Source organism: Aestuariivirga sp. (genome assembly GCF_047600585.1).
Lineage (GTDB): Bacteria > Pseudomonadota > Alphaproteobacteria > Rhizobiales > Aestuariivirgaceae > Aestuariivirga.
This window is the reverse complement of sequence record NZ_JASGKP010000001.1, coordinates 1,747,588-1,764,899: the sequence shown is the minus strand read 5'-3', so window position 1 is coordinate 1,764,899 and position 17,312 is coordinate 1,747,588. Positions and strand designations below refer to the sequence as shown.

Genomic DNA, 17,312 nt, shown 5'->3' with positions numbered 1-17,312 from the left:
TGCAATGGATTCGCTCATCGTCCTCGCCATTGCACTCTTTCTGGCCGGTCCCATCCTCGCCATCATCGCACTCGTCCAGATCGGCAATCTCGCCCAACGGGTGAGGGCGCTGACGAAGAAGATCGAGCGGCTTTCGTCCAGCGGCTTCGTGGTTGCGGAGACGGCTTCACCCGCAACACCGGTTGCGCGGCGCGAAGAGGTCTTTGACGACCTCGCCACGGCCAAGGCCGCAGACGCAGCACCGCCCAGCAGCAAGGCCTGGGGCGAAACGACGGCAAGCAGAAGCGCATCAGAGGAGACAGGCGAGGAGGCTGCGGCCCCAGTTGACGCCACGCCGTTTGAAGAGCGTGTTCTCCCTGCCAAGCCGGACGTTGAAGGGGCACTCGCCTCCCGCTGGTTCGTGTGGGTGGGCGGCATCGCCATCGCCCTGGGCGGCCTGCTGCTCGTCAAGTATGCCCATGACCAAGGCCTGATCCCGCCCGCTTTCCGCGTGGTGATCGGCCTCGCCGTCGCTGCCGGATTGGTTGTTGGGGGCGAATGGGTACGGAAACGGGGCGACGCACTGGCGCAGGGCTACGTGCCGGCGGCACTTTCCGCTGCCGGCCTCGTCATCGCCTTCGGTGTCATCTACGCGGCCTATGCCCTCTATGACCTGCTGAGCCCCACGGTGTGCTTCCCGCTTCTTGTGGCGGTAGGCCTCGGCGCCCTGTGGCTGTCGCGGCGGCAGGGGCCGCTCATTGCCGCACTGGGCCTCGTCGGCTCATACGCTGCTCCGGCATTGGTGCCCTCCGAGCATCCGAGCGCCATCGGCTTCTTCGCCTATCTCATCGTTATCGTCGCCACCTCGCTCTACGAACTGCGGAGCCGCCCGTGGTGGTGGCTGGGCTTTGCGGCCCTTGCGGGTGCCTCTGTCTGGTCGCTGCTCTGGCTCAACGGCGGGCTGTTCCAGCCTGATCACGTCCTGCCAGCAGGACTATTCGCACTGGCGATGGGTGCCGCCGCAATACTGCTGCCGCGCGGGAAAGGCATTCTCGCCGCCGAGATGGGCTCGCTCGCCGCACCCGACAAGATGCAGCCACCCATGCAGGTGGCCGTGGCCGGCGCGCTGCTGGCGACACTCATCCTTGCAGGCGTTGTCTGGCAATCGCACTACGCAACGCTCGCCATGGTGCTCTTCGGCGTCGGCATGATCGCGATCTCGGCCTTCGGCTGGCTGCGGGACGGCCTTGTAGGCGCGCCGCTTGCAGCGGGGTTTGCGACACTCATCCTGCTGATGGCTTGGCCCGAGGTGGGCTTCTACGCCTGGGCCATGGACGAGCGCGGATTGTGGTCCACCGTGCCGGGCCTGATCGAACCGCCGCGCTTCCGCAACGCCATGTTTGCGGCCCTCGCTGTCTTCACCTTGATCGGCATCGTCGGAACGTGGCGGCGCACCGAGAAGCTGCCCTGGGCGGCGCTGGCCTCGGGTGCTGCGGTGGCCTTCCTCTTCGGCGCCTGGGCCAAGGCCGACTTCGTCCAGAGCGACACAGCCTGGGCGGCTGCGGCCATTGTCCTGATGATCATTCTCGCCGGCCTCGCCGACCGCATCTGGAGAGGGGCGGAACGGGCCGCCGACGCGCTGCTGCTGGGCGTGGCCTTGCTCGGTCTCGTTGCCATCGACCGTCTGTTCGACGGCGTGTGGCAGACCATCGTGACGGCCGTCTTTGCAACGCTGCTCGCCTTCGCCACGCGGCGCATTGCACAGGCGGGGCTTGCCGCCATTGCAAGCGGCGTTGCCGCCGTTGCGGCGGTGCGTCTCTTCGTCGGCCGTGAGTTCTGGGGCGATCCCATCGGCCTGCCTCTCGGCGCACACTGGGTGATCTACGGTTATGGCATTCCCGCAGTGCTGTTCTGGTTCGCCTCGCGCGTGCTGAAGGACGAGAGAATGGCGCGCTACCGCGCCGGGTTCGAGGGTGGGGCGGTCGGCCTCGCCATCTCGCTCGTCTCGCTGGAGTTGCGCGTTCTGATCGGCGGCGGCATCACTGCCGATCACATGGGGCTGCTCGAATTGTCCGCCCACGGACTGGCCTGGCTCGGCGCCGCCTATGGTCTTGCTTACCGCCAGACCCTGTTCTCCTCCTTCATCTCGCTCTGGGGTTCGCGCGTCCTGCTCGCCGCCTCCACCGTGGTGATCCTCGCCTGCCTCACCATCATGAACCCGACGGTCACCGGCGATGCGGTTGAGGGTGGGCTCATCTTCAACAGCCTGTGGCTCGCCTATCTGGCGCCGGTGCCGCTGCTGGCGCTGATGGCGCGGAAGCTGGATGGCCTTGGCCTCGGCAGGCTCCGCGATGCCATGGGTGTCTTCGCACTCGTGCTCCTCATCACCTTCGTGACACTGCAGGTGAAGCGCTTCTTCCAGGATGCAACCCTGGTGCCGTGGTTCGAGAGCGATCCTGAATCCTACAGTGTCTCGGCAGCCTGGGTTGCAACGGCGATTGCCATCTTCCTCGGCGGCATCGGGCTCGACCGCAAGAACGTCCGGCTCGCCGGCCTCGCCATTCTGGCGCTCGCCGTCGCCAAGGTCTTTGCGCTCGACCTGTTCGAACTGGGCGGGCTGTGGCGGATCGCCAGCATCATCGGTCTGGGCTGCTGCCTGATCGGTGTCGGCTGGGCCTACACCCGCTTCGTGCAAACGCCGAAGACAGAGAAGGCCGCATGAGCACAACATCCGTCATCCTCGAGGGCGCGATCCTCGACTACTACCGCGCCCATGCTTATCGTGAACCGGCGATCCTCGCGGAACTGCGCGCCCGCACCGCCTCCTTCGGCGATGATGCGATCATGCAGATCGCGCCGGAGCAGGGGGCTTTCATGGGAATGGTCGCGCAGCTAATGGGCGCGCGGAAGATCCTCGAGATCGGCACCTTCACCGGTTATTCCTCTCTTGCCGTGGCACTGGCCAGCGAGGCGCACATCACGGCGGTCGACGTCAGCGAGGAGTGGACGGGGATCGCCCGCAGCTTCTGGACGAAGGCCGGCGTGGACAATCGCATCACGCTGCGGCTCGATGGTGGACATGCAGCGATTGCCGATCTTCTGGCGAAGGGCGAGGCGGGGCACTTCGACATGATCTTCCTCGATGCCGACAAGTCGTCCTACGACGCCTACTACGAAGGCGGCCTGAAACTGCTGCGCAAGGGCGGCCTGATGCTGGTCGACAATGTGCTGTGGGGCGGCGACGTCGCCGATCCGAAGAAGACCGATGCCGACACGTCAGCGCTGCGCGCGCTCAACGCCAAGATCGCCAAGGACCCGCGCGTCACGCACTGCATGCTGCCCATTGCCGATGGCCTCACGCTCGCCCGCAAGCTGTAGCGCATCACGCCGCGATCACGGGCGCAGTCACCGCTGCGTGATAGTTTTCGGATGTGAGTTTATTTCCAGTTGATGAGGGATTCAGACACCTTGCGGGCACGGCTTCAGCAACGAAGCTGCACAACGAAAACCGAAGGAGAACCGCCCCATGACCACCACAACCCGCCGCGTCTTCAGCGCCGCCATGCTTGCCACCGCCGTGACGGCTGCCATCTCGGCCACGTCCGTGACATCGTCCACCACCGCTGCCGCCGCCGAAAAGGAAAAGTGCTTCGGCGTCGCCATGGCCGGCAAGAACGATTGCGCCGCCGGTGCAGGCACCACTTGCGCCGGGACCTCCAAGGTCGACTACCAGGGCAACTCCTGGAAATACGTCGACAAGGGCACCTGCACCTCGATGATGATCGACGGCGGCCGCAAGGGCTCGCTCGAGCCGCTGATGCGCGATCTTCCGGCCTAAGCCACACGGGACGGCGACAGAAGGGCAGGTGCATCATGCAAACAAGGCAGCCCCCTCGCAGTGCGCATGACTTGCGCCTGCCCATTTTTCCCACGCCCCGCCGCTCCGGCGCGGGCTTCAAGCCGGAACATCTCGCGGACATCCTTGCCGACACCCGAAAGGTCGGTTTCTTCGAGGTCCACGCCGAAAACTATATGGGCGATGGCGGCCCGCCCCACGCCATGCTCGACCGGCTGCGGAACGACTATCCCATTTTCCTCCACGGCGTAGCGATGTCGATCGGCGGAGAAGCGCCACTCGACAAGGAGCACCTCCGCCGCTTCCGGCGGCTGGTGGACCGCTACGAGCCCCATGTGGTGTCGGAGCATCTCGCCTGGTCCACCCATGATACGGCATACTACAATGATCTCCTGCCCGTGCCCTATACGAAGGCCGTGCTCGGCCGGGTTGTGGACCACATTGACGAGGCGCAGAACGCACTTGGCCGTCCGCTGCTGCTCGAGAACCCGTCGACCTATGTGGCCTTCACCGGGTCCGAAATGAGCGAGACGGACTTCATCCGCGAGATTGCGCGACGCAGCGGCTGTGGCCTGTTGCTCGATGTGAACAACGTCTTGGTGTCGGCCACCAATCATTCCTTTTCTCCGCAACAGTATCTCGCTGATTTCCCGCTCCACCTCGTGCGCGAGATTCATCTCGCCGGTCACGCGACGGAGGAGGATGACGACGGCAATCCTCTGCTGATCGATTCCCATGACCGCCCCGTCACAGCCGATGTCTGGGCGCTCTACGAACGGGTGATCGCGGAGTTGGGGCCGGTGCCCACGCTGATCGAATGGGACAATGATGTGCCCGCCTGGTCTGTGCTCAAGGCGGAAGCCGATGCGGCCGATGCCATCCTCTCCCGCCATGCGGGCGACGCCTATCCGGAACTGCGCCGTGCCGGGTGAAGCTGCCTTTGCCGCCGGGCTGCTCGATCCTGCTGTTCCGGTGCCGGAGCAGGTGAGGGGGCGCACGCCCCGCCGCTATGCGGTTTATCGCAACAACGTGACGGTGGGCCTCATGCGCGCGCTGGAGGCCAACTTTCCGGCTGTGAGGCGGCTTCTGGGCGAGGCTTACTTTGCAGGGCTCGCGCGCGGCTTCGTGCAGGCGCACCCGCCAGCATCACCATTGCTCTTCCACCATGGCGCAGACTTCCCCGCTTTTCTTGCGGCAGAAACAGACCTTGCCGCCTATCCCTATCTTGCGGATGTGGCGCGGCTCGAGCAGCTCTGGCGGCGGGCCTATCACGCCGCCGATGCCAGCGTGCTGGACGGACGCGATCTCGCGCTCGGGCCGGAGGTGCTCATGAGCCTCCGCTTCGCACCCCATCCCGCCACGGCATTGCTGGCCTCGTCCTATGCGGCCGCTTCGATCTTCATCGCCAACCGCGGCGGTGATGGCGCGGTGGAGGATGCGGCACGGCCTGAAGCCGTGCTCGTCACCCGCCCGCAGCTTGATGTGATCGTGACACCGCTTGCCGCCGAGCAGTTCGATTTTCTCTCCGCCCTGACCAGGGGCGCAACGCTCGCCGATGCAGCGGAGCGCGCCTTCGCCGCCACCGACAGCTTCGACCTTGCCGCGACCATCAAACTCATGGTCGAAGCAGGGGCCTTCCACCGCTTGATCATGCAGGACCAGCCATGAGCCTTATCGCTTCCGTCAACTCCGTCGAGCGCAGCGTGGCGCGGCTCTTGCCCTATTCACTGGTGGCCCTCGGGCTCAGGCTGGCGCTCGGCATACCCTTCTGGTTCTCGGGCCTCACCAAGTGGGTGGGCTTCCTCAGGCTTTCGGACACGCCCATTCTCCTGTTCCAGAACGAGTTCAAGCTGCACATCCTCGGCAAGGCCTATGACTACCCTTATCCGGTTGCCGTGGCCTGGGGCTCGTCCATTGCCGAGATCGTCTTCCCCATCCTGCTGGCGCTCGGGCTGGGAACCCGGCTGGCTGCCTTCGGGCTCCTCGTCATGACGGCCCTGATCCAGCTCACCGTTCCCTCGGGCTGGCCCATCCACGCCACCTGGGCGGCCATGGCGGCAGGGGTGATCCTGCTGGGGCCGGGGCGGATTTCCGTGGACGGCATGCTGGACCGGGCCTAGGCCCCCAACGGCGGTCCGGGAACCCCTGGCAGGGGGTGGTTTGACATCCCCGCCGTCCTCGGGTAAGGCCCCGCCCGTTCAACACTCACACGGGGGTTGGATTGTCTCAGGCCTGCGCAAGCGGGCCTCGTAGAGCCAGTCCGTCCGGTGCCGGGATATCCCCGGTGCACACGCCTCCGTGGCGGATCAACCGGAGAAGGAAAAGATATGGGCACGGTACCCTTTACCATGCGCCAGCTCCTCGAAGCAGGCGTTCACTTTGGCCACCAGACACACCGCTGGAATCCCAAGATGCAGTCGTTCATCTACGGCTCGCGCAACGGCATCCACATCGTCGACCTGTCGCAGACGGTTCCGCTGCTGCACCAGGCGCTCAACGCCATCACCGACACCGTCGCCAAGGGCGGCCGCGTGCTCTTCGTGGGCACCAAGCGTTCTGCCCAGGAGCAGATCGCCGAAGCTGCCAAGCGTTCGGCCCAGTACTACGTGAACTCCCGCTGGCTCGGCGGCATGCTCACCAACTGGAAGACGATCTCGAACTCGATCAAGCACCTCCGCTCGCTCGATGAAATCGTCGCCAAGCAGGGCGCCGGCCTCACCAAGCGCGAACTCCTCAACGTCACGCGCGAGCGCGACAAGCTGGAGAAGGCCCTGGGCGGCATCAAGGACATGGGCGGCGTTCCCGACATCCTGTTCGTGATCGACACGAACAAGGAGCAGATCGCCATCAAGGAAGCCAACCGTCTCGGCATCCCGGTCGTGGCCATCATCGACACGAACTCTGATCCCGCCGGCATCACCTATCCGATCCCCGGCAACGACGACGCAGCCCGCGCTGTCGCCCTCTATTGCGACCTCGTGACCAAGGCTGTCATCGAAGGCATCTCGCAGTCGCAGGTGGCTTCGGGCGTTGACCTCGGCGCCGCCGAGGCTCCGGTCGAAGAAGCCGTCGCCGCCGCGCAGTAAGCGCTGCGCCTTTCATACTCCCGTCACCCCGCTCCGGTGGGGTGACGGTCAGAGATATGCATTCTCAGGAGAATTCAGATGGCTGAAATCACAGCTGCACTCGTGCGCGATCTGCGCGAAAAAACCGGCGTCGGCATGATGGACTGCAAGGCAGCCCTGGCCGCCACCAATGGCGACATGGAAGCCGCCGTCGACTGGCTGCGCGCCAAGGGCCTCGCCAAGGCCGCCAAGAAGTCCACCCGCGTTGCCGCTGAAGGCCTCGTCGGCGTCGCCACGCGCGGCACCACCGGCGCCCTCGTCGAAGTGAACTCGGAAACCGACTTCGTTGCCCGCAACGAAAAGTTCCAGGCCATGGTCGCCGAGATCTCGAAGCTCGCCGTCGATGCCGAAGGCTCGAGCGAAAAGCTCAAGACCATGAAGTTCCCCGGCAGCGGCCACGACGTCGCCGCCTACGTGGCCGAGATGGTCGCCACGATCGGCGAGAACATGACGGTGCGCCGCACCGCTTCGCTGAGCGTCAAGGATGGCGTCGTTGCCTCCTACGTGCACAACCAGGCCGCTCCCGGCATGGGCAAGATCGGCGTGCTCGTGGCGCTTGAAGGCGCCGGCAACAAGGACGAACTCTCGACCTTCGGCCGCATGCTCGCCATGCACATTGCCGCCACCAACCCGGTGTCGCTCGACCTCGCCTCGGTTCCGCACGACGTGCTGGAGCGCGAGAAGGCGATCCTCGAAGAGAAGAACGCCGGCAAGCCCGCCAACGTGATGGAAAAGATCATCGCCTCGGGCCTCAAGTCCTACGCCAAGGAAAACTGCCTGCTCGAGCAGGCCTATGTGCACGACGGTTCCAAGACCGTGGCCCAGGCCATCTCCGAAGCGGGCAACCGTTCGGGCGCAGCACTCGCCCTCAAGGGCTTCGTGCGCATGCAGCTCGGTGAAGGCATCGAGAAGGGCGCTGACGACTTCGCCGCCGAAGTGGCGAAGATGTCCGGCCAGGCCTGATCACACGTCTGCTTTAAAATCGAAAGGCCCGGGTTCACCGGGCCTTTTCTTGTTTTGTCAGCGTTTGCCGAAGACGGGCTTGCCGCCGCCGGGTGAAACGGTGGCCGCAGGCCGGGCGTAGGTCTGTTGCACCATGGGCTCGCTCATGCGTGCGCCTTGTGCGGCGGCGTAGTTCTTGAAGTAGTCATCGTCGAGCTTTGCGAGCTTGCTGGCGCTGCCCTTCAGTCCGGAAATCTCGTTGGCAAGCGCCTCCCGCGCCGCAGCCGAGCCTGGCGGCGGGCCATAGGCGTTGTCACCGTCCTCACCGCTGCAGAAACCGCATTCCACCAGCTGCCAGATGCCGCCGATCAGCGGCACGAAGACGATCAGGAACCACCAGCCGCTCTTGCCGCGGTCGTGGAAGCGCTTGATGGTCGAAGCGAGGTTGATCCAGAGCGTCGCGATGACCGCCACGGCGATGATCAGGAAGCCTGCGGCTCCGTTCATGGCGCTGGGCGCGTCGGGGTCAGTGAGGCTGACGGTGCCGGCGAGGCCGCTCATGCCGACGAGAATGATCACGGGGATGGCGATGAACTGGGCCAGCCACCAGCTTCCCCGGCCGATCCGGCCGCGCACTCCGAAGAGCAGGTTCAGCATCGTATCCCTCCGAATGCGGCCTCTGTCTGGCCCACAGGAGTAGCCCCCGAGGTGCTAAGCCACCGTTAAGAGCTTGTCGCGATTGTCCCTGGAAATTTTCCTGTTTCCGGGCGAATCGCCTTGAAAATGCTAAGCCAACCCCGCAAGACGAGCCGCATCAGGATCCCCCATGGCCATCACCCACAAGCGCATCCTCCTCAAGATTTCGGGCGAAGTCCTGATGGGACCGCAGTCCTTCGGCATCGACCTGCCGACCGTGGAACGGGTGGCCGAAGAGGTGATCGCCGCCAAGGCGACGGGCGCCGAGATCGCCCTCGTGATCGGCGGCGGCAACATCTTCCGCGGCATGGCTGGTGCGGCCAAGGGCATGGACCGGGTGAGCGCCGACCACATGGGCATCATGGCCACCATCATGAACGCGCTTGCCATGCAGGGCGTGCTGCTGAACAAGGGTGTGGATACGCGCGTGCTCTCCGCCATCGCCATGCCGACGGTCTGTGAAGTCTATGCGGCCGGGAAGGGCATCCACCATCTCGAACAGGGCAGGGTGGTGATTTGCGCGGGCGGCACGGGGCTTCCCTTCTTCACCACCGATACGGGGGCGGCGTTGCGCGCAGCGGAATTGCGCTGCAGCGCACTCTTCAAGGGCACCAGCGTTGACGGCGTCTATGCCGCGGATCCCAAGAAGGATCCCAACGCCAAGCGTTACAAAACAATCACTTACAAGGACGTTCTGGCACAAGACCTGAAGATCATGGACAATGCCGCCATCGCCCTTGCGCGTGACAACGGCATTCCCGTCGTTGTATTTTCCATCCGCGAAGCCGGAAACGTTGCGCGCGTGCTCAACGGCCAAGGCACTTTCACGACGATTACCAAAGACTGATTTCAAGGACCGACCATGGCTGCACCCGCCCCATACAACGCCCAGGACATCAAGCGCCGCATGCACGGCGCCGTCGATGCATTGAAGCACGACTTCGGCGGCCTTCGCACCGGCCGCGCCTCGGCGTCGTTGCTCGATCCCATCCACGTCGACGCCTATGGTGCCAACATGCCATTGAACCAGGTCGCTTCGGTGAGCGTGCCGGAGCCGCGCCTGCTGCAGATCAGCGTCTGGGACCGTGGCCTCGTGATCGCCGTTGAAAAAGCCATTCACGCCTCCAATCTTGGTCTCAATCCGCAGACCGAGGGACAGGTGATCAGACTGCGCATGCCCGACCTCACCCAGGACCGCCGCAAGGAACTGGTGAAGGTTGCCCACCAGTACGCCGAGAAGGCGCGTGTCGCTGCCCGCAATGTGCGCCGCGACGGCATGGACCAGCTCAAGGCCCTCGAGAAGGCAAGCCTGATGAGCGAGGACGAACACAAGAACAAGGCCGACGAGGTCCAGAAGTTCACCGACGAAACGATGAAGGAAATCGACGCCGCGCTGAAGGCCAAAGAAGCCGAAATCATGCAGGTGTGACCTTCAGTCGATGCACACAGGCCTCAAAATTCCCCGCCACGCCGCCATCATCATGGATGGCAACGGCCGTTGGGCTTCGGCCCGCGGACTGCCGCGTTCGGCGGGGCACAAGGCCGGGATCGATGCCTTGCGGAGCGCGGTCCGTGCCGCCGCCGACTTCGGTATCGAATACCTGACGATCTATTCCTTCAGCACCGAAAACTGGTCGCGCCCGCGCGCCGAGGTGCTGTTTCTCCTCGAACTCCTGCGCCGCTTCATCCGGCAGGACGTGGCGGAACTGCATGCCTCTGGCGTGCGCATCCGCGTGATCGGCGACAGGGAAGGGCTTGAGAAGAGCCTCGTTACCATGCTCGAGGATGCCGAGGCGCTCACCCGTAACAACAGCAAGCTCAATCTGGTGGTGGCCTTCAACTACGGCAGCCGTCAGGAACTGACCCGCGCCGCCCGCCTGATCGCGGAGAAGGTGGCGGCAGGTGAACTCGATCCGGCGCACATCACGCCCGAGCTTCTCGACACCCATCTCGACACCGCCCACATGCCCGCACCCGATCTGCTCATTCGCACCGGTGGCGAGGAGCGCATCTCCAACTTCCTGCTCTGGCAATCGGCCTATGCGGAGTTCGTGTTCATTCCGGAGTTCTGGCCCGACTTCAACGCCGAGATCTTCGCCCGCGCCCTCAAGGAGTATTCCTCGCGCGAACGCCGCTTCGGCGGCCTCAAGGCGCAGTCGGCATGACCTCTGAACAGCAAGTGCCGCCCGGGGGCGGCAGCGCCAAGTGGCAGGACCTGGGCGTGCGCGCGCTCTCGGCCGCCGTGCTCATTCCGGCGGTGCTGCTCGACATCTGGGTGGGTGGCCTCTGGTTCGAACTCTTTGCTGCCTTCCTCGGCATCCTGATGGCGCACGAGTGGACGGTGATCGCCCATGGCCGCTCCACCACGCAGTTTGCCCTGCACACCCTTGCTGCGCTCTGCGCCGCCTTCCTGCCGCGCGAGGTCGGACCGCTGATGACAATGTCGGTGATCCTCGCCATCACCGCCGTCGCCTATGCCGCCGTCGCCTTCGGGCCGCTGGCCAAGTCGGTCTGGTGCTTCGTGGGCGTGCCGTACGTTTCCCTGCCGGTGCTCGCCCTCGTGGTCCTGCGCCACGATCCGGAGTGGGGGCTTCATGCCATTGTCTGGATCATGCTCACCGTCTGGGCAGCCGACAGCCTTGCCTATTTCGCGGGCCGCATCATCGGGGGGCCGAAGCTTGCGCCGAAGATTTCGCCGAAGAAGACCTGGGCCGGCCTCGGCGGTGCCATGGCGGGGGCGGCAATCGCCAGCGGCCTCTATGGCCTGTGGGTGGCGCCCTCGGTCTGGCCGCTCGTCGTGCTGGCAGCATTGCTCGCCATCGTGGAGCAGGCGGGCGACATCCTGGAGAGTGCCTTCAAGCGCTTCCACGGGGTCAAGGATTCCGGCTATCTGATCCCCGGCCACGGCGGCATCATCGACCGGGTGGACGGGCTCATTGCCGTCACGGTTGTGGCTGCAATCATTGGCTTTATCCGGTATTCGCCGTCGGCCGCGCAGGGGATTCTGGTTTGGTAACCATCTTGCCGAAATGTTGACGCAAAACCCCGGCCTTGTGGTTAAAACTTCGTAAATCCCGGCCTTTTTGAGCGGGCCATCAGAACAACGGGAAGTGTCTATGGAACTGTCTTCACTGGTGAATTTGCCCTTCGGCTACATCCTTCCCTTTCTGGTGGCGATCACCGTCATCGTCTTCGTCCACGAGTTCGGCCACTTCCAGGTGGCGCGCTGGTGTGGCGTCAAGGTCGAGGCCTTTTCCATCGGCTTCGGCCGGGAAATCTTCGGCTGGTTCGACAAGCACGGCACCCGCTGGAAGATCTGCTGGCTGCCGCTCGGCGGCTATGTCCGCTTTGAAGGCGATGCCAACGCCGCCAGCATGCCGGGCGAGGTTGCGCCCGACGCGGCGCGCGGTCCGGGCAATTTCCACAGCAAGGCCATCTGGCAGCGGGCGCTGATCGTCGCCGCCGGACCGATTGCCAATTTCATCCTGGCGATCTTCATCTTCACCGCAGCCTATTCTGTGATCGGCGTGCCCTATGCGGAACCGCGCGTCGACGAGGTGCTGCCCGGTTCGGCCGCCGAAGAGGCGGGCCTGATGAAGGGCGACTACATCCGCAAGGTGGAAGGCAGGGAAACCAAGAGCTTCGCCTCCGTCCAGGAAATCGTCTGGCAGAAGGGCGGCGTGCCGCTTGCCATCGTCGTTGACCGCGGCGGCCAGGAAATCGACCTGACGCTGACGCCGCGCCTGCAGGAGGTTCCCGACGGTTTCGGCGGCAATATCCGAATCGGTCTCCTTGGCGTGAAGCATGATCCCGCCACCGACACGCCGCTGTTCGAGCGCTACTCTCTGCCGCAGGCCTTCCTGAAGGGCGTGGAGCGCACCTGGTACATCATCGCGACGACCGGAAACTACGTGGCCAAGCTTTTCACGGGCAATGAAAGCATCAACCAGATCGGCGGCCCCATCGCCATGGCCAAGGGAGCAGGGGACACAGCCTCCTCCGGCGGTCTTGCCTTCATCAGTTTTGTCGCCCTTTTGAGCGTGAGTATCGGACTTATTAACCTCTTTCCTGTTCCTATGCTCGATGGTGGACACCTCGTGTTTTACGCCGTCGAGGCATTGCGGGGCAAACCGTTGGGACCCAACGCGCAGGAGTGGGGATACCGCATCGGATTCTCCTTCGTGGTGATGCTGATGCTGATTGGTATCTGGAATGACGTTGTGCGGACCATCAGTGTGGTTCTGGGCAGTTGAAACAATAACTTAGTTTCAGTTGCATTGGAGCCGAAAGAGGTTAAAAGACGATCGCGGATCGGAATCTGATTTGGGGAGTCGGTTGCGCCATGGTGAGGTCACAATGGGTCGCAATTCAGACAACTTGGCCGGGTTGGGTTTCGGGATTCTTCGGAGTGGGGAGCATGTCGAACCTTGTCCGGTCGCGGGTGGATGGCACGGCACAAGTGAGATTGGCTGTTTTGATGCTTAAGAGACTTTCTGTTATCGGCGTTCTGCTGTTTTTGGCGCTGGCCGTTGCCCCAGTGCTCTCTCCGGCCAATTTCTCGAGCCCCGCCTATTCCGCCACCGTCAGTGGCATCGTGATCCGCGGCAACCAGCGCGTTGAGAACGAGACAATCCTCTCCTACATGCAGATCGGCGTCGGCAACCAGTTCGACAGCGAAGCGATCGACGAATCAATCAAGGTGCTTTTCCAGACCGGCCTGTTCAAGGACGTGGGCATCGAGCGCAGCGGCTCGCAGCTCGTTGTAACGGTGGTCGAGAACCCGCTGATCAGCGTTGTGAACTTCGAAGGCAACAGCGAGATCGATGACGAGACGCTGGCCAAGGAAGTGGAAGTGCGCGAGCGCATGATCTTCACGAAGGCGCGTGTTGCCAGTGACAACCGCCGCATTCTTGCGCTCTACCAGAAGCAGGGCTTCTACAACGTCACCGTTATTCCGAAGATGATCCGGCTTCCGGAAAACCGCATCAATCTCGTTTTCGAGATCAATGAAGGCGGCAAGACCTACGTGAGGCAGATCAATTTCCAGGGTAACAAGAGTTTCTCGGAAGGCGACCTGCGCGACGTCATTGCCACGAAGAAGCGGAATGCGCTGTTCTTCTTCTTGCGCAACACGACCTATGACGCCGACCGCCTGCAGTACGACAAGGAACTTCTGCGCCGCTACTACCTGAAGAACGGCTTTGCCGACGTGCAGATCGTCGATGCCACAGCCCAGTACTCGGGCAGCGAAGAGGGCGGTTTCATTATCAATTTCACCATTGAGGAAGGCCCGCGATACACTGTGGCGGACGTGGCCGTGAACATCGGTGACGCCAATCTTGAGCCCAAGAAGCTTGCGGGCGTCGTCAAGACCGGCGTGGGCGACACCTATGACTCGTCCAAGGTCGACAAGTCGGTCGAGAAGCTGACGCTTGAAGCCTCGAACCAGGGCTTTGTGTTTGCCCAGGTCGAGCCCAAGGTCGATCGCATCCCCGAAAAGGGCCAGCTCAACATCACCTACGATATCAAGGAAGGTCCGCGCACCTATGTGGAACGCATCGACATCGTGGGTAACGACCGCACCCTCGACACGGTAATCCGCCGCGAATTGCAGCTCTTCGAAGGCGATGCCTACAACCGCACGCTGGTTGAGCGCGCCCGCCGCCGCCTGACCGCGCTCGATTACTTCTCAAGTGTGGAATTCAAGGAAGAACCTGGATCGGCGCCAGACAAGGTCGTGCTTGTCGTGGAAGTGGTTGAAAAATCCACCGGCCAGATTTCATTCAGTGTCGGTTATTCGACCGTTGAAACAGTCATCGGCTCCGTGACGTTGTCGGAGCGCAACCTGTTCGGCCGCGGCCTGCAGGCCAAGCTCGATACGTCGCTCAGTTTCAAGAGGCAGTCGGTGAATTTCTCGATCACCGAACCCTATTTCATGGGCAAGCCGATTTCGATGGGCCTCGACATCTTTGCAAACGCATCGGACAATCAGAGTGCCTCGTCGTACAGCAGCAAGCAGATCGGCGGCGCCATCCGCACCGGCTTCCGTTTGGACGAATTCTCGTCGCTCGGCCTCAAGTACCTGATTGCCGGCCGTGATGTGAGTGGAATTGATCCAGACGAATCCTCGCCGATGGTCATCTCTCAGGAAGGCAAGTCCTTGAAGTCTGCCGTCAGCGCAACCTATACCTACGATGATCTCGACAATCCTGTGAAGCCGGCCAGTGGTCTTCGTGCTCAGCTTGAGACAGAACTTGCCGGCCTTGGCGGTGATGCGCAGTACGCTGCAGTCGAAGGCCATGCCTGGTACTTTGTTCCTTTCTGGGATGAGAAGGTCGTCCTGAAGATCGAAGGCAATGCCGGACACATCCAGTCACTCGGCAATGACATTCCCTTGCAGGATCTTTACTTCAAAGGTGCCGACTCATTCCGTGGTTTTGCCCGCTCGGGCATCGGTCCGAAGCAGCTTGGCAACGATGGCAAGTATGACTCGATCGGTGGCCAGACCTACGCAATCGGCACGGTGGAAGTAAACTTCCCGCTCGGTATTCCCGAGGAATGGGGTATCGAGGGCGCTGTGTTCAGTGATTTCGGCACCGTGTTTGGCACAGATGCAAAGAATGATACTTCGGGCAACAACAACTGCCAGATCGCCGTGTGCAAGGTGGCAGACTCCATGAATCTCCGCGCCTCGATCGGTGCGGGCGTGATCTGGAGCTCTCCCTTCGGCCCGCTGCGCCTCTCGGCCTCTTATCCGCTGCTCAAGGAAAAAACCGACGATACCGAGATCTTCCAATTCTCGGTCGGCACACGGTTCTAGACCCGATTGCAATTTCAGCTAAAAGGGGCGGGATTTTCCCGCCCTTTTCCGTTTCAGGACAGCACATGAGCGACGCGCCCACGAACCCCGCCAGCCCCGGCAAGACCATCGACATCACCCGCATCCTCAAGCTGCTGCCGCACCGCTATCCCTTCCTCCTGATCGACAAGCTGGTGGACCTGAACGGTGAAGAGGGCGGCACCGCCATCAAGAACGTGACCATGAACGAGCCCTTCTTCCAGGGACACTTTCCCGGCCGCCCGGTGATGCCGGGCGTGCTTCTGATCGAGGCCATGGCACAGGCGGCAGGCGCCATCGTCTTGCAGCACTTGGGCGATGACCATGCCGGCAAGCTCGTCTTCTTCATGTCGATCGACAAGGCGCGCTTCCGCAAGCCGGTGGTGCCGGGCGATCAGGTCCATTTCCATGTGAAGCTGAACCAGAAGCGTCCGCCGGTGTGGAAGTACTGGGCGGAAGCGCATGTGGACGGCAAGAAGGTGGCCGAGGCCGAAATCGGCGCCATGCTGATGGACGAACGGGGCGTCTGAGCGCCCCGTCTGCTTTCTAGCGAAGCTAAGAGCGGACTTAGCCGCGCTTGCTCATGTCGAGGTATTCGCGGCGGGCAGGGCCTGTGTAGAGCTGCCGCGGACGGCCGATGCGCTGGTTCGGCTCCTCGATCATTTCCTTCCACTGCGAAATCCAGCCCACGGTGCGGGCAATGGCGAACAGCACGGTGAACATGCTCACCGGGAAGCCCATGGCGCGGAGGATGATGCCGGAATAGAAGTCGACGTTCGGATAGAGCTTGCGAGAGATGAAGTAATCATCCGAGAGCGCCACGCGCTCGAGCTCGTGGGCCACCTGCAGCAGCGGATCCTGGTCGATGCCGAGCTGCTCGAACACCTCATGCGCCGTCTTCTGCATGATCTTGGCGCGCGGATCGTAGTTCTTGTAGACGCGGTGGCCGAAGCCCATCAGGCGGACGTTGGAATTCTTGTCCTTCACCTTGGTGATGAAGTCCGGAATGTTTTCGGGGCGGCCGATTTCGGCGAGCATCTTGAGGGCTGCCTCGTTGGCGCCGCCATGGGCCGGGCCCCACAGGCAGGCGATGCCGGCAGAGATGCAGGCGAACGGATTGGCGCCCGAGGAGCCGGCCAAACGCACCGTCGAAGTGGAAGCATTCTGCTCGTGATCGGCATGCAGCACGAAGATGCGGTCCATGGCGCGGGCCAGAACCGGGTTCACCTTGTATTCCTCGCACGGGACCGCGAAGCACATGCGCAAGAAGTTCGCGGCGTAGGAGAGATCGTTCTGCGGATAAACGAAAGGCTGTCCGATGTGATACTTGTAGGCCATGGCCGCAATCGTCGGCAGCTTGGCGATCATGCGGTGGGAGGCGATCTCGCGCTGACGGGGATCACCGATGTCGATGGAGTCGTGATAGAAGGCCGACATGGCGCCAACCACGGCCACCATCACTGCCATGGGATGGGCGTCACGGCGGAAGCCGCGGAACAGAAGCGCCATCTGTTCGTGCACCATGGTGTGATAGGTGATGTTGTTCTCGAACTTCTTGCGCTGCGCCGGCGTGGGGAGTTCGCCGTAGAGCAGGAGGTAGCAGGTCTCGATGAAGTCGCCTTCCTCGGCCAGTTGCTCGATGGGATAACCGCGGTAGAGCAGCACGCCCTCATCGCCGTCGATGTATGTGATCTTGGATTCGCACGATGCGGTGGAGGTGAAACCGGGATCGAAGGTGAAGGCCTTCGTTTCCTTGTAGAGGGCGCCGATGTCGATGACATCAGGTCCGATCGTTCCGGAATGAACCGGCAGCGTGACTGACTTCCCGCCAAAATCCAGCTTTGCGGTTTTCGTGCTCTCGGCCATATCCGATCTC

Annotated in this window: 17 protein-coding genes; 15 read left to right on the top strand and 2 right to left on the bottom strand. The window is 62.9% G+C overall.

The window, feature by feature from the left end; translation table 11 throughout:
- The first annotated feature begins 4 nt into the window (after positions 1 to 4).
- From QM801_RS08635 to tsf, 8 genes are all read left to right on the top strand, one after another.
- Positions 5 to 2,701 (top strand): DUF2339 domain-containing protein, encoded by a 2,697-nt coding sequence (locus QM801_RS08635; RefSeq protein WP_415018805.1) that lies wholly within the window; start codon positions 5 to 7, stop codon positions 2,699 to 2,701.
- Positions 2,698 to 3,357 (top strand): O-methyltransferase, encoded by a 660-nt coding sequence (locus tag QM801_RS08630; RefSeq protein ID WP_415018804.1) that lies wholly within the window; start codon positions 2,698 to 2,700, stop codon positions 3,355 to 3,357. Before QM801_RS08635 ends, QM801_RS08630 begins: the two co-directional genes overlap by 4 nt.
- Before the next feature lie 148 nt (positions 3,358 to 3,505).
- A complete protein-coding gene (locus QM801_RS08625) occupies positions 3,506 to 3,817 on the top strand; it encodes a DUF2282 domain-containing protein (RefSeq protein WP_415018803.1) in 312 nt (103 codons plus the stop codon).
- Positions 3,818 to 3,852: 35 nt separating this feature from the next.
- Positions 3,853 to 4,767, top strand: a complete 915-nt coding sequence (locus QM801_RS08620) for a DUF692 domain-containing protein (protein ID WP_415018802.1) — start codon at positions 3,853 to 3,855, stop codon at positions 4,765 to 4,767.
- Positions 4,757 to 5,503, top strand: coding sequence for a putative DNA-binding domain-containing protein (locus tag QM801_RS08615; protein ID WP_415018801.1), 747 nt, complete (start codon positions 4,757 to 4,759; stop codon positions 5,501 to 5,503). The genes QM801_RS08620 and QM801_RS08615 overlap by 11 nt, the downstream gene beginning before the upstream one ends.
- On the top strand, positions 5,500 to 5,955 hold the full coding sequence (locus QM801_RS08610; protein ID WP_415018800.1) for a DoxX family protein: 456 nt from the start codon (positions 5,500 to 5,502) through the stop codon (positions 5,953 to 5,955). Before QM801_RS08615 ends, QM801_RS08610 begins: the two co-directional genes overlap by 4 nt.
- A 207-nt stretch (positions 5,956 to 6,162) precedes the next feature.
- On the top strand, positions 6,163 to 6,921 hold the full coding sequence (gene rpsB, locus QM801_RS08605; RefSeq protein WP_415018799.1) for a 30S ribosomal protein S2: 759 nt from the start codon (positions 6,163 to 6,165) through the stop codon (positions 6,919 to 6,921).
- A 78-nt stretch (positions 6,922 to 6,999) separates the two neighbouring features.
- Positions 7,000 to 7,923: a translation elongation factor Ts gene (gene tsf / locus QM801_RS08600; RefSeq protein ID WP_415018798.1), complete on the top strand. Its 924-nt coding sequence runs from the start codon at positions 7,000 to 7,002 to the stop codon at positions 7,921 to 7,923.
- A 57-nt stretch (positions 7,924 to 7,980) separates the two neighbouring features.
- Here the strand turns inward: tsf and QM801_RS08595 are convergent, their stop codons facing one another.
- Entirely contained in the window at positions 7,981 to 8,559 is a 579-nt protein-coding gene (locus QM801_RS08595; RefSeq protein WP_415018797.1) for a DUF805 domain-containing protein, read from the bottom strand.
- A gap of 169 nt (positions 8,560 to 8,728) precedes the next feature.
- Here QM801_RS08595 and pyrH point away from each other — a divergent pair, with 169 nt between their 5' ends.
- The 7 genes from pyrH (at position 8,729) to fabZ (ending at position 15,966) form a co-directional block, all read left to right on the top strand.
- Positions 8,729 to 9,445: a UMP kinase gene (pyrH, locus tag QM801_RS08590; RefSeq protein ID WP_415018796.1), complete on the top strand. Its 717-nt coding sequence runs from the start codon at positions 8,729 to 8,731 to the stop codon at positions 9,443 to 9,445.
- A gap of 15 nt (positions 9,446 to 9,460) precedes the next feature.
- Positions 9,461 to 10,027: a ribosome recycling factor gene (gene frr, locus QM801_RS08585; RefSeq protein ID WP_415018795.1), complete on the top strand. Its 567-nt coding sequence runs from the start codon at positions 9,461 to 9,463 to the stop codon at positions 10,025 to 10,027.
- Between the two features lie 10 nt (positions 10,028 to 10,037).
- The gene (locus tag QM801_RS08580; protein WP_415018794.1) at positions 10,038 to 10,763 is read left to right on the top strand and encodes an isoprenyl transferase; all 726 of its coding nucleotides are present in this window, start codon (positions 10,038 to 10,040) and stop codon (positions 10,761 to 10,763) included.
- Positions 10,760 to 11,614, top strand: a complete 855-nt coding sequence (locus tag QM801_RS08575) for a phosphatidate cytidylyltransferase (protein ID WP_415018793.1) — start codon at positions 10,760 to 10,762, stop codon at positions 11,612 to 11,614. Before QM801_RS08580 ends, QM801_RS08575 begins: the two co-directional genes overlap by 4 nt.
- A 100-nt stretch (positions 11,615 to 11,714) precedes the next feature.
- Positions 11,715 to 12,851 (top strand): RIP metalloprotease RseP, encoded by a 1,137-nt coding sequence (gene rseP / locus QM801_RS08570; protein WP_415018792.1) that lies wholly within the window; start codon positions 11,715 to 11,717, stop codon positions 12,849 to 12,851.
- Between the two features lie 224 nt (positions 12,852 to 13,075).
- The gene (bamA, locus tag QM801_RS08565; RefSeq protein WP_415018791.1) at positions 13,076 to 15,418 is read left to right on the top strand and encodes an outer membrane protein assembly factor BamA; all 2,343 of its coding nucleotides are present in this window, start codon (positions 13,076 to 13,078) and stop codon (positions 15,416 to 15,418) included.
- 65 nt (positions 15,419 to 15,483) lie between these two features.
- Positions 15,484 to 15,966 carry a 3-hydroxyacyl-ACP dehydratase FabZ gene (gene fabZ / locus QM801_RS08560; RefSeq protein WP_415018790.1) on the top strand — a complete coding sequence of 161 codons (483 nt, stop codon included), beginning with the start codon at positions 15,484 to 15,486 and terminating at the stop codon, positions 15,964 to 15,966.
- Positions 15,967 to 16,003: 37 nt separating this feature from the next.
- On the opposite strand, the gene gltA is transcribed toward fabZ, so the two are convergent.
- Positions 16,004 to 17,302 (bottom strand): citrate synthase, encoded by a 1,299-nt coding sequence (gltA, locus tag QM801_RS08555; RefSeq protein ID WP_415018789.1) that lies wholly within the window; start codon positions 17,300 to 17,302, stop codon positions 16,004 to 16,006.
- Between the last annotated feature and the right edge of the window lie 10 nt (positions 17,303 to 17,312).

Excerpts from the sequence above, each read along its gene's own strand:
- QM801_RS08635 (WP_415018805.1), top strand. The coding sequence starts at position 5 with ATGGATTCGCTCATCGTCCTCGCCATTGCACTCTTTCTGGCCGGTCCC.
- QM801_RS08630 (WP_415018804.1), top strand. The coding sequence starts at position 2,698 with ATGAGCACAACATCCGTCATCCTCGAGGGCGCGATCCTCGACTACTAC.
- QM801_RS08625 (WP_415018803.1), top strand. The coding sequence starts at position 3,506 with ATGACCACCACAACCCGCCGCGTCTTCAGCGCCGCCATGCTTGCCACC.
- QM801_RS08620 (WP_415018802.1), top strand. The coding sequence starts at position 3,853 with ATGCAAACAAGGCAGCCCCCTCGCAGTGCGCATGACTTGCGCCTGCCC.
- QM801_RS08610 (WP_415018800.1), top strand. The coding sequence starts at position 5,500 with ATGAGCCTTATCGCTTCCGTCAACTCCGTCGAGCGCAGCGTGGCGCGG.
- rpsB (WP_415018799.1), top strand. The coding sequence starts at position 6,163 with ATGGGCACGGTACCCTTTACCATGCGCCAGCTCCTCGAAGCAGGCGTT.
- tsf (WP_415018798.1), top strand. The coding sequence starts at position 7,000 with ATGGCTGAAATCACAGCTGCACTCGTGCGCGATCTGCGCGAAAAAACC.
- QM801_RS08595 (WP_415018797.1), bottom strand. The coding sequence starts at position 8,559 with ATGCTGAACCTGCTCTTCGGAGTGCGCGGCCGGATCGGCCGGGGAAGC.
- pyrH (WP_415018796.1), top strand. The coding sequence starts at position 8,729 with ATGGCCATCACCCACAAGCGCATCCTCCTCAAGATTTCGGGCGAAGTC.
- frr (WP_415018795.1), top strand. The coding sequence starts at position 9,461 with ATGGCTGCACCCGCCCCATACAACGCCCAGGACATCAAGCGCCGCATG.
- QM801_RS08580 (WP_415018794.1), top strand. The coding sequence starts at position 10,038 with ATGCACACAGGCCTCAAAATTCCCCGCCACGCCGCCATCATCATGGAT.
- QM801_RS08575 (WP_415018793.1), top strand. The coding sequence starts at position 10,760 with ATGACCTCTGAACAGCAAGTGCCGCCCGGGGGCGGCAGCGCCAAGTGG.
- rseP (WP_415018792.1), top strand. The coding sequence starts at position 11,715 with ATGGAACTGTCTTCACTGGTGAATTTGCCCTTCGGCTACATCCTTCCC.
- bamA (WP_415018791.1), top strand. The coding sequence starts at position 13,076 with ATGCTTAAGAGACTTTCTGTTATCGGCGTTCTGCTGTTTTTGGCGCTG.
- fabZ (WP_415018790.1), top strand. The coding sequence starts at position 15,484 with ATGAGCGACGCGCCCACGAACCCCGCCAGCCCCGGCAAGACCATCGAC.
- gltA (WP_415018789.1), bottom strand. The coding sequence starts at position 17,302 with ATGGCCGAGAGCACGAAAACCGCAAAGCTGGATTTTGGCGGGAAGTCA.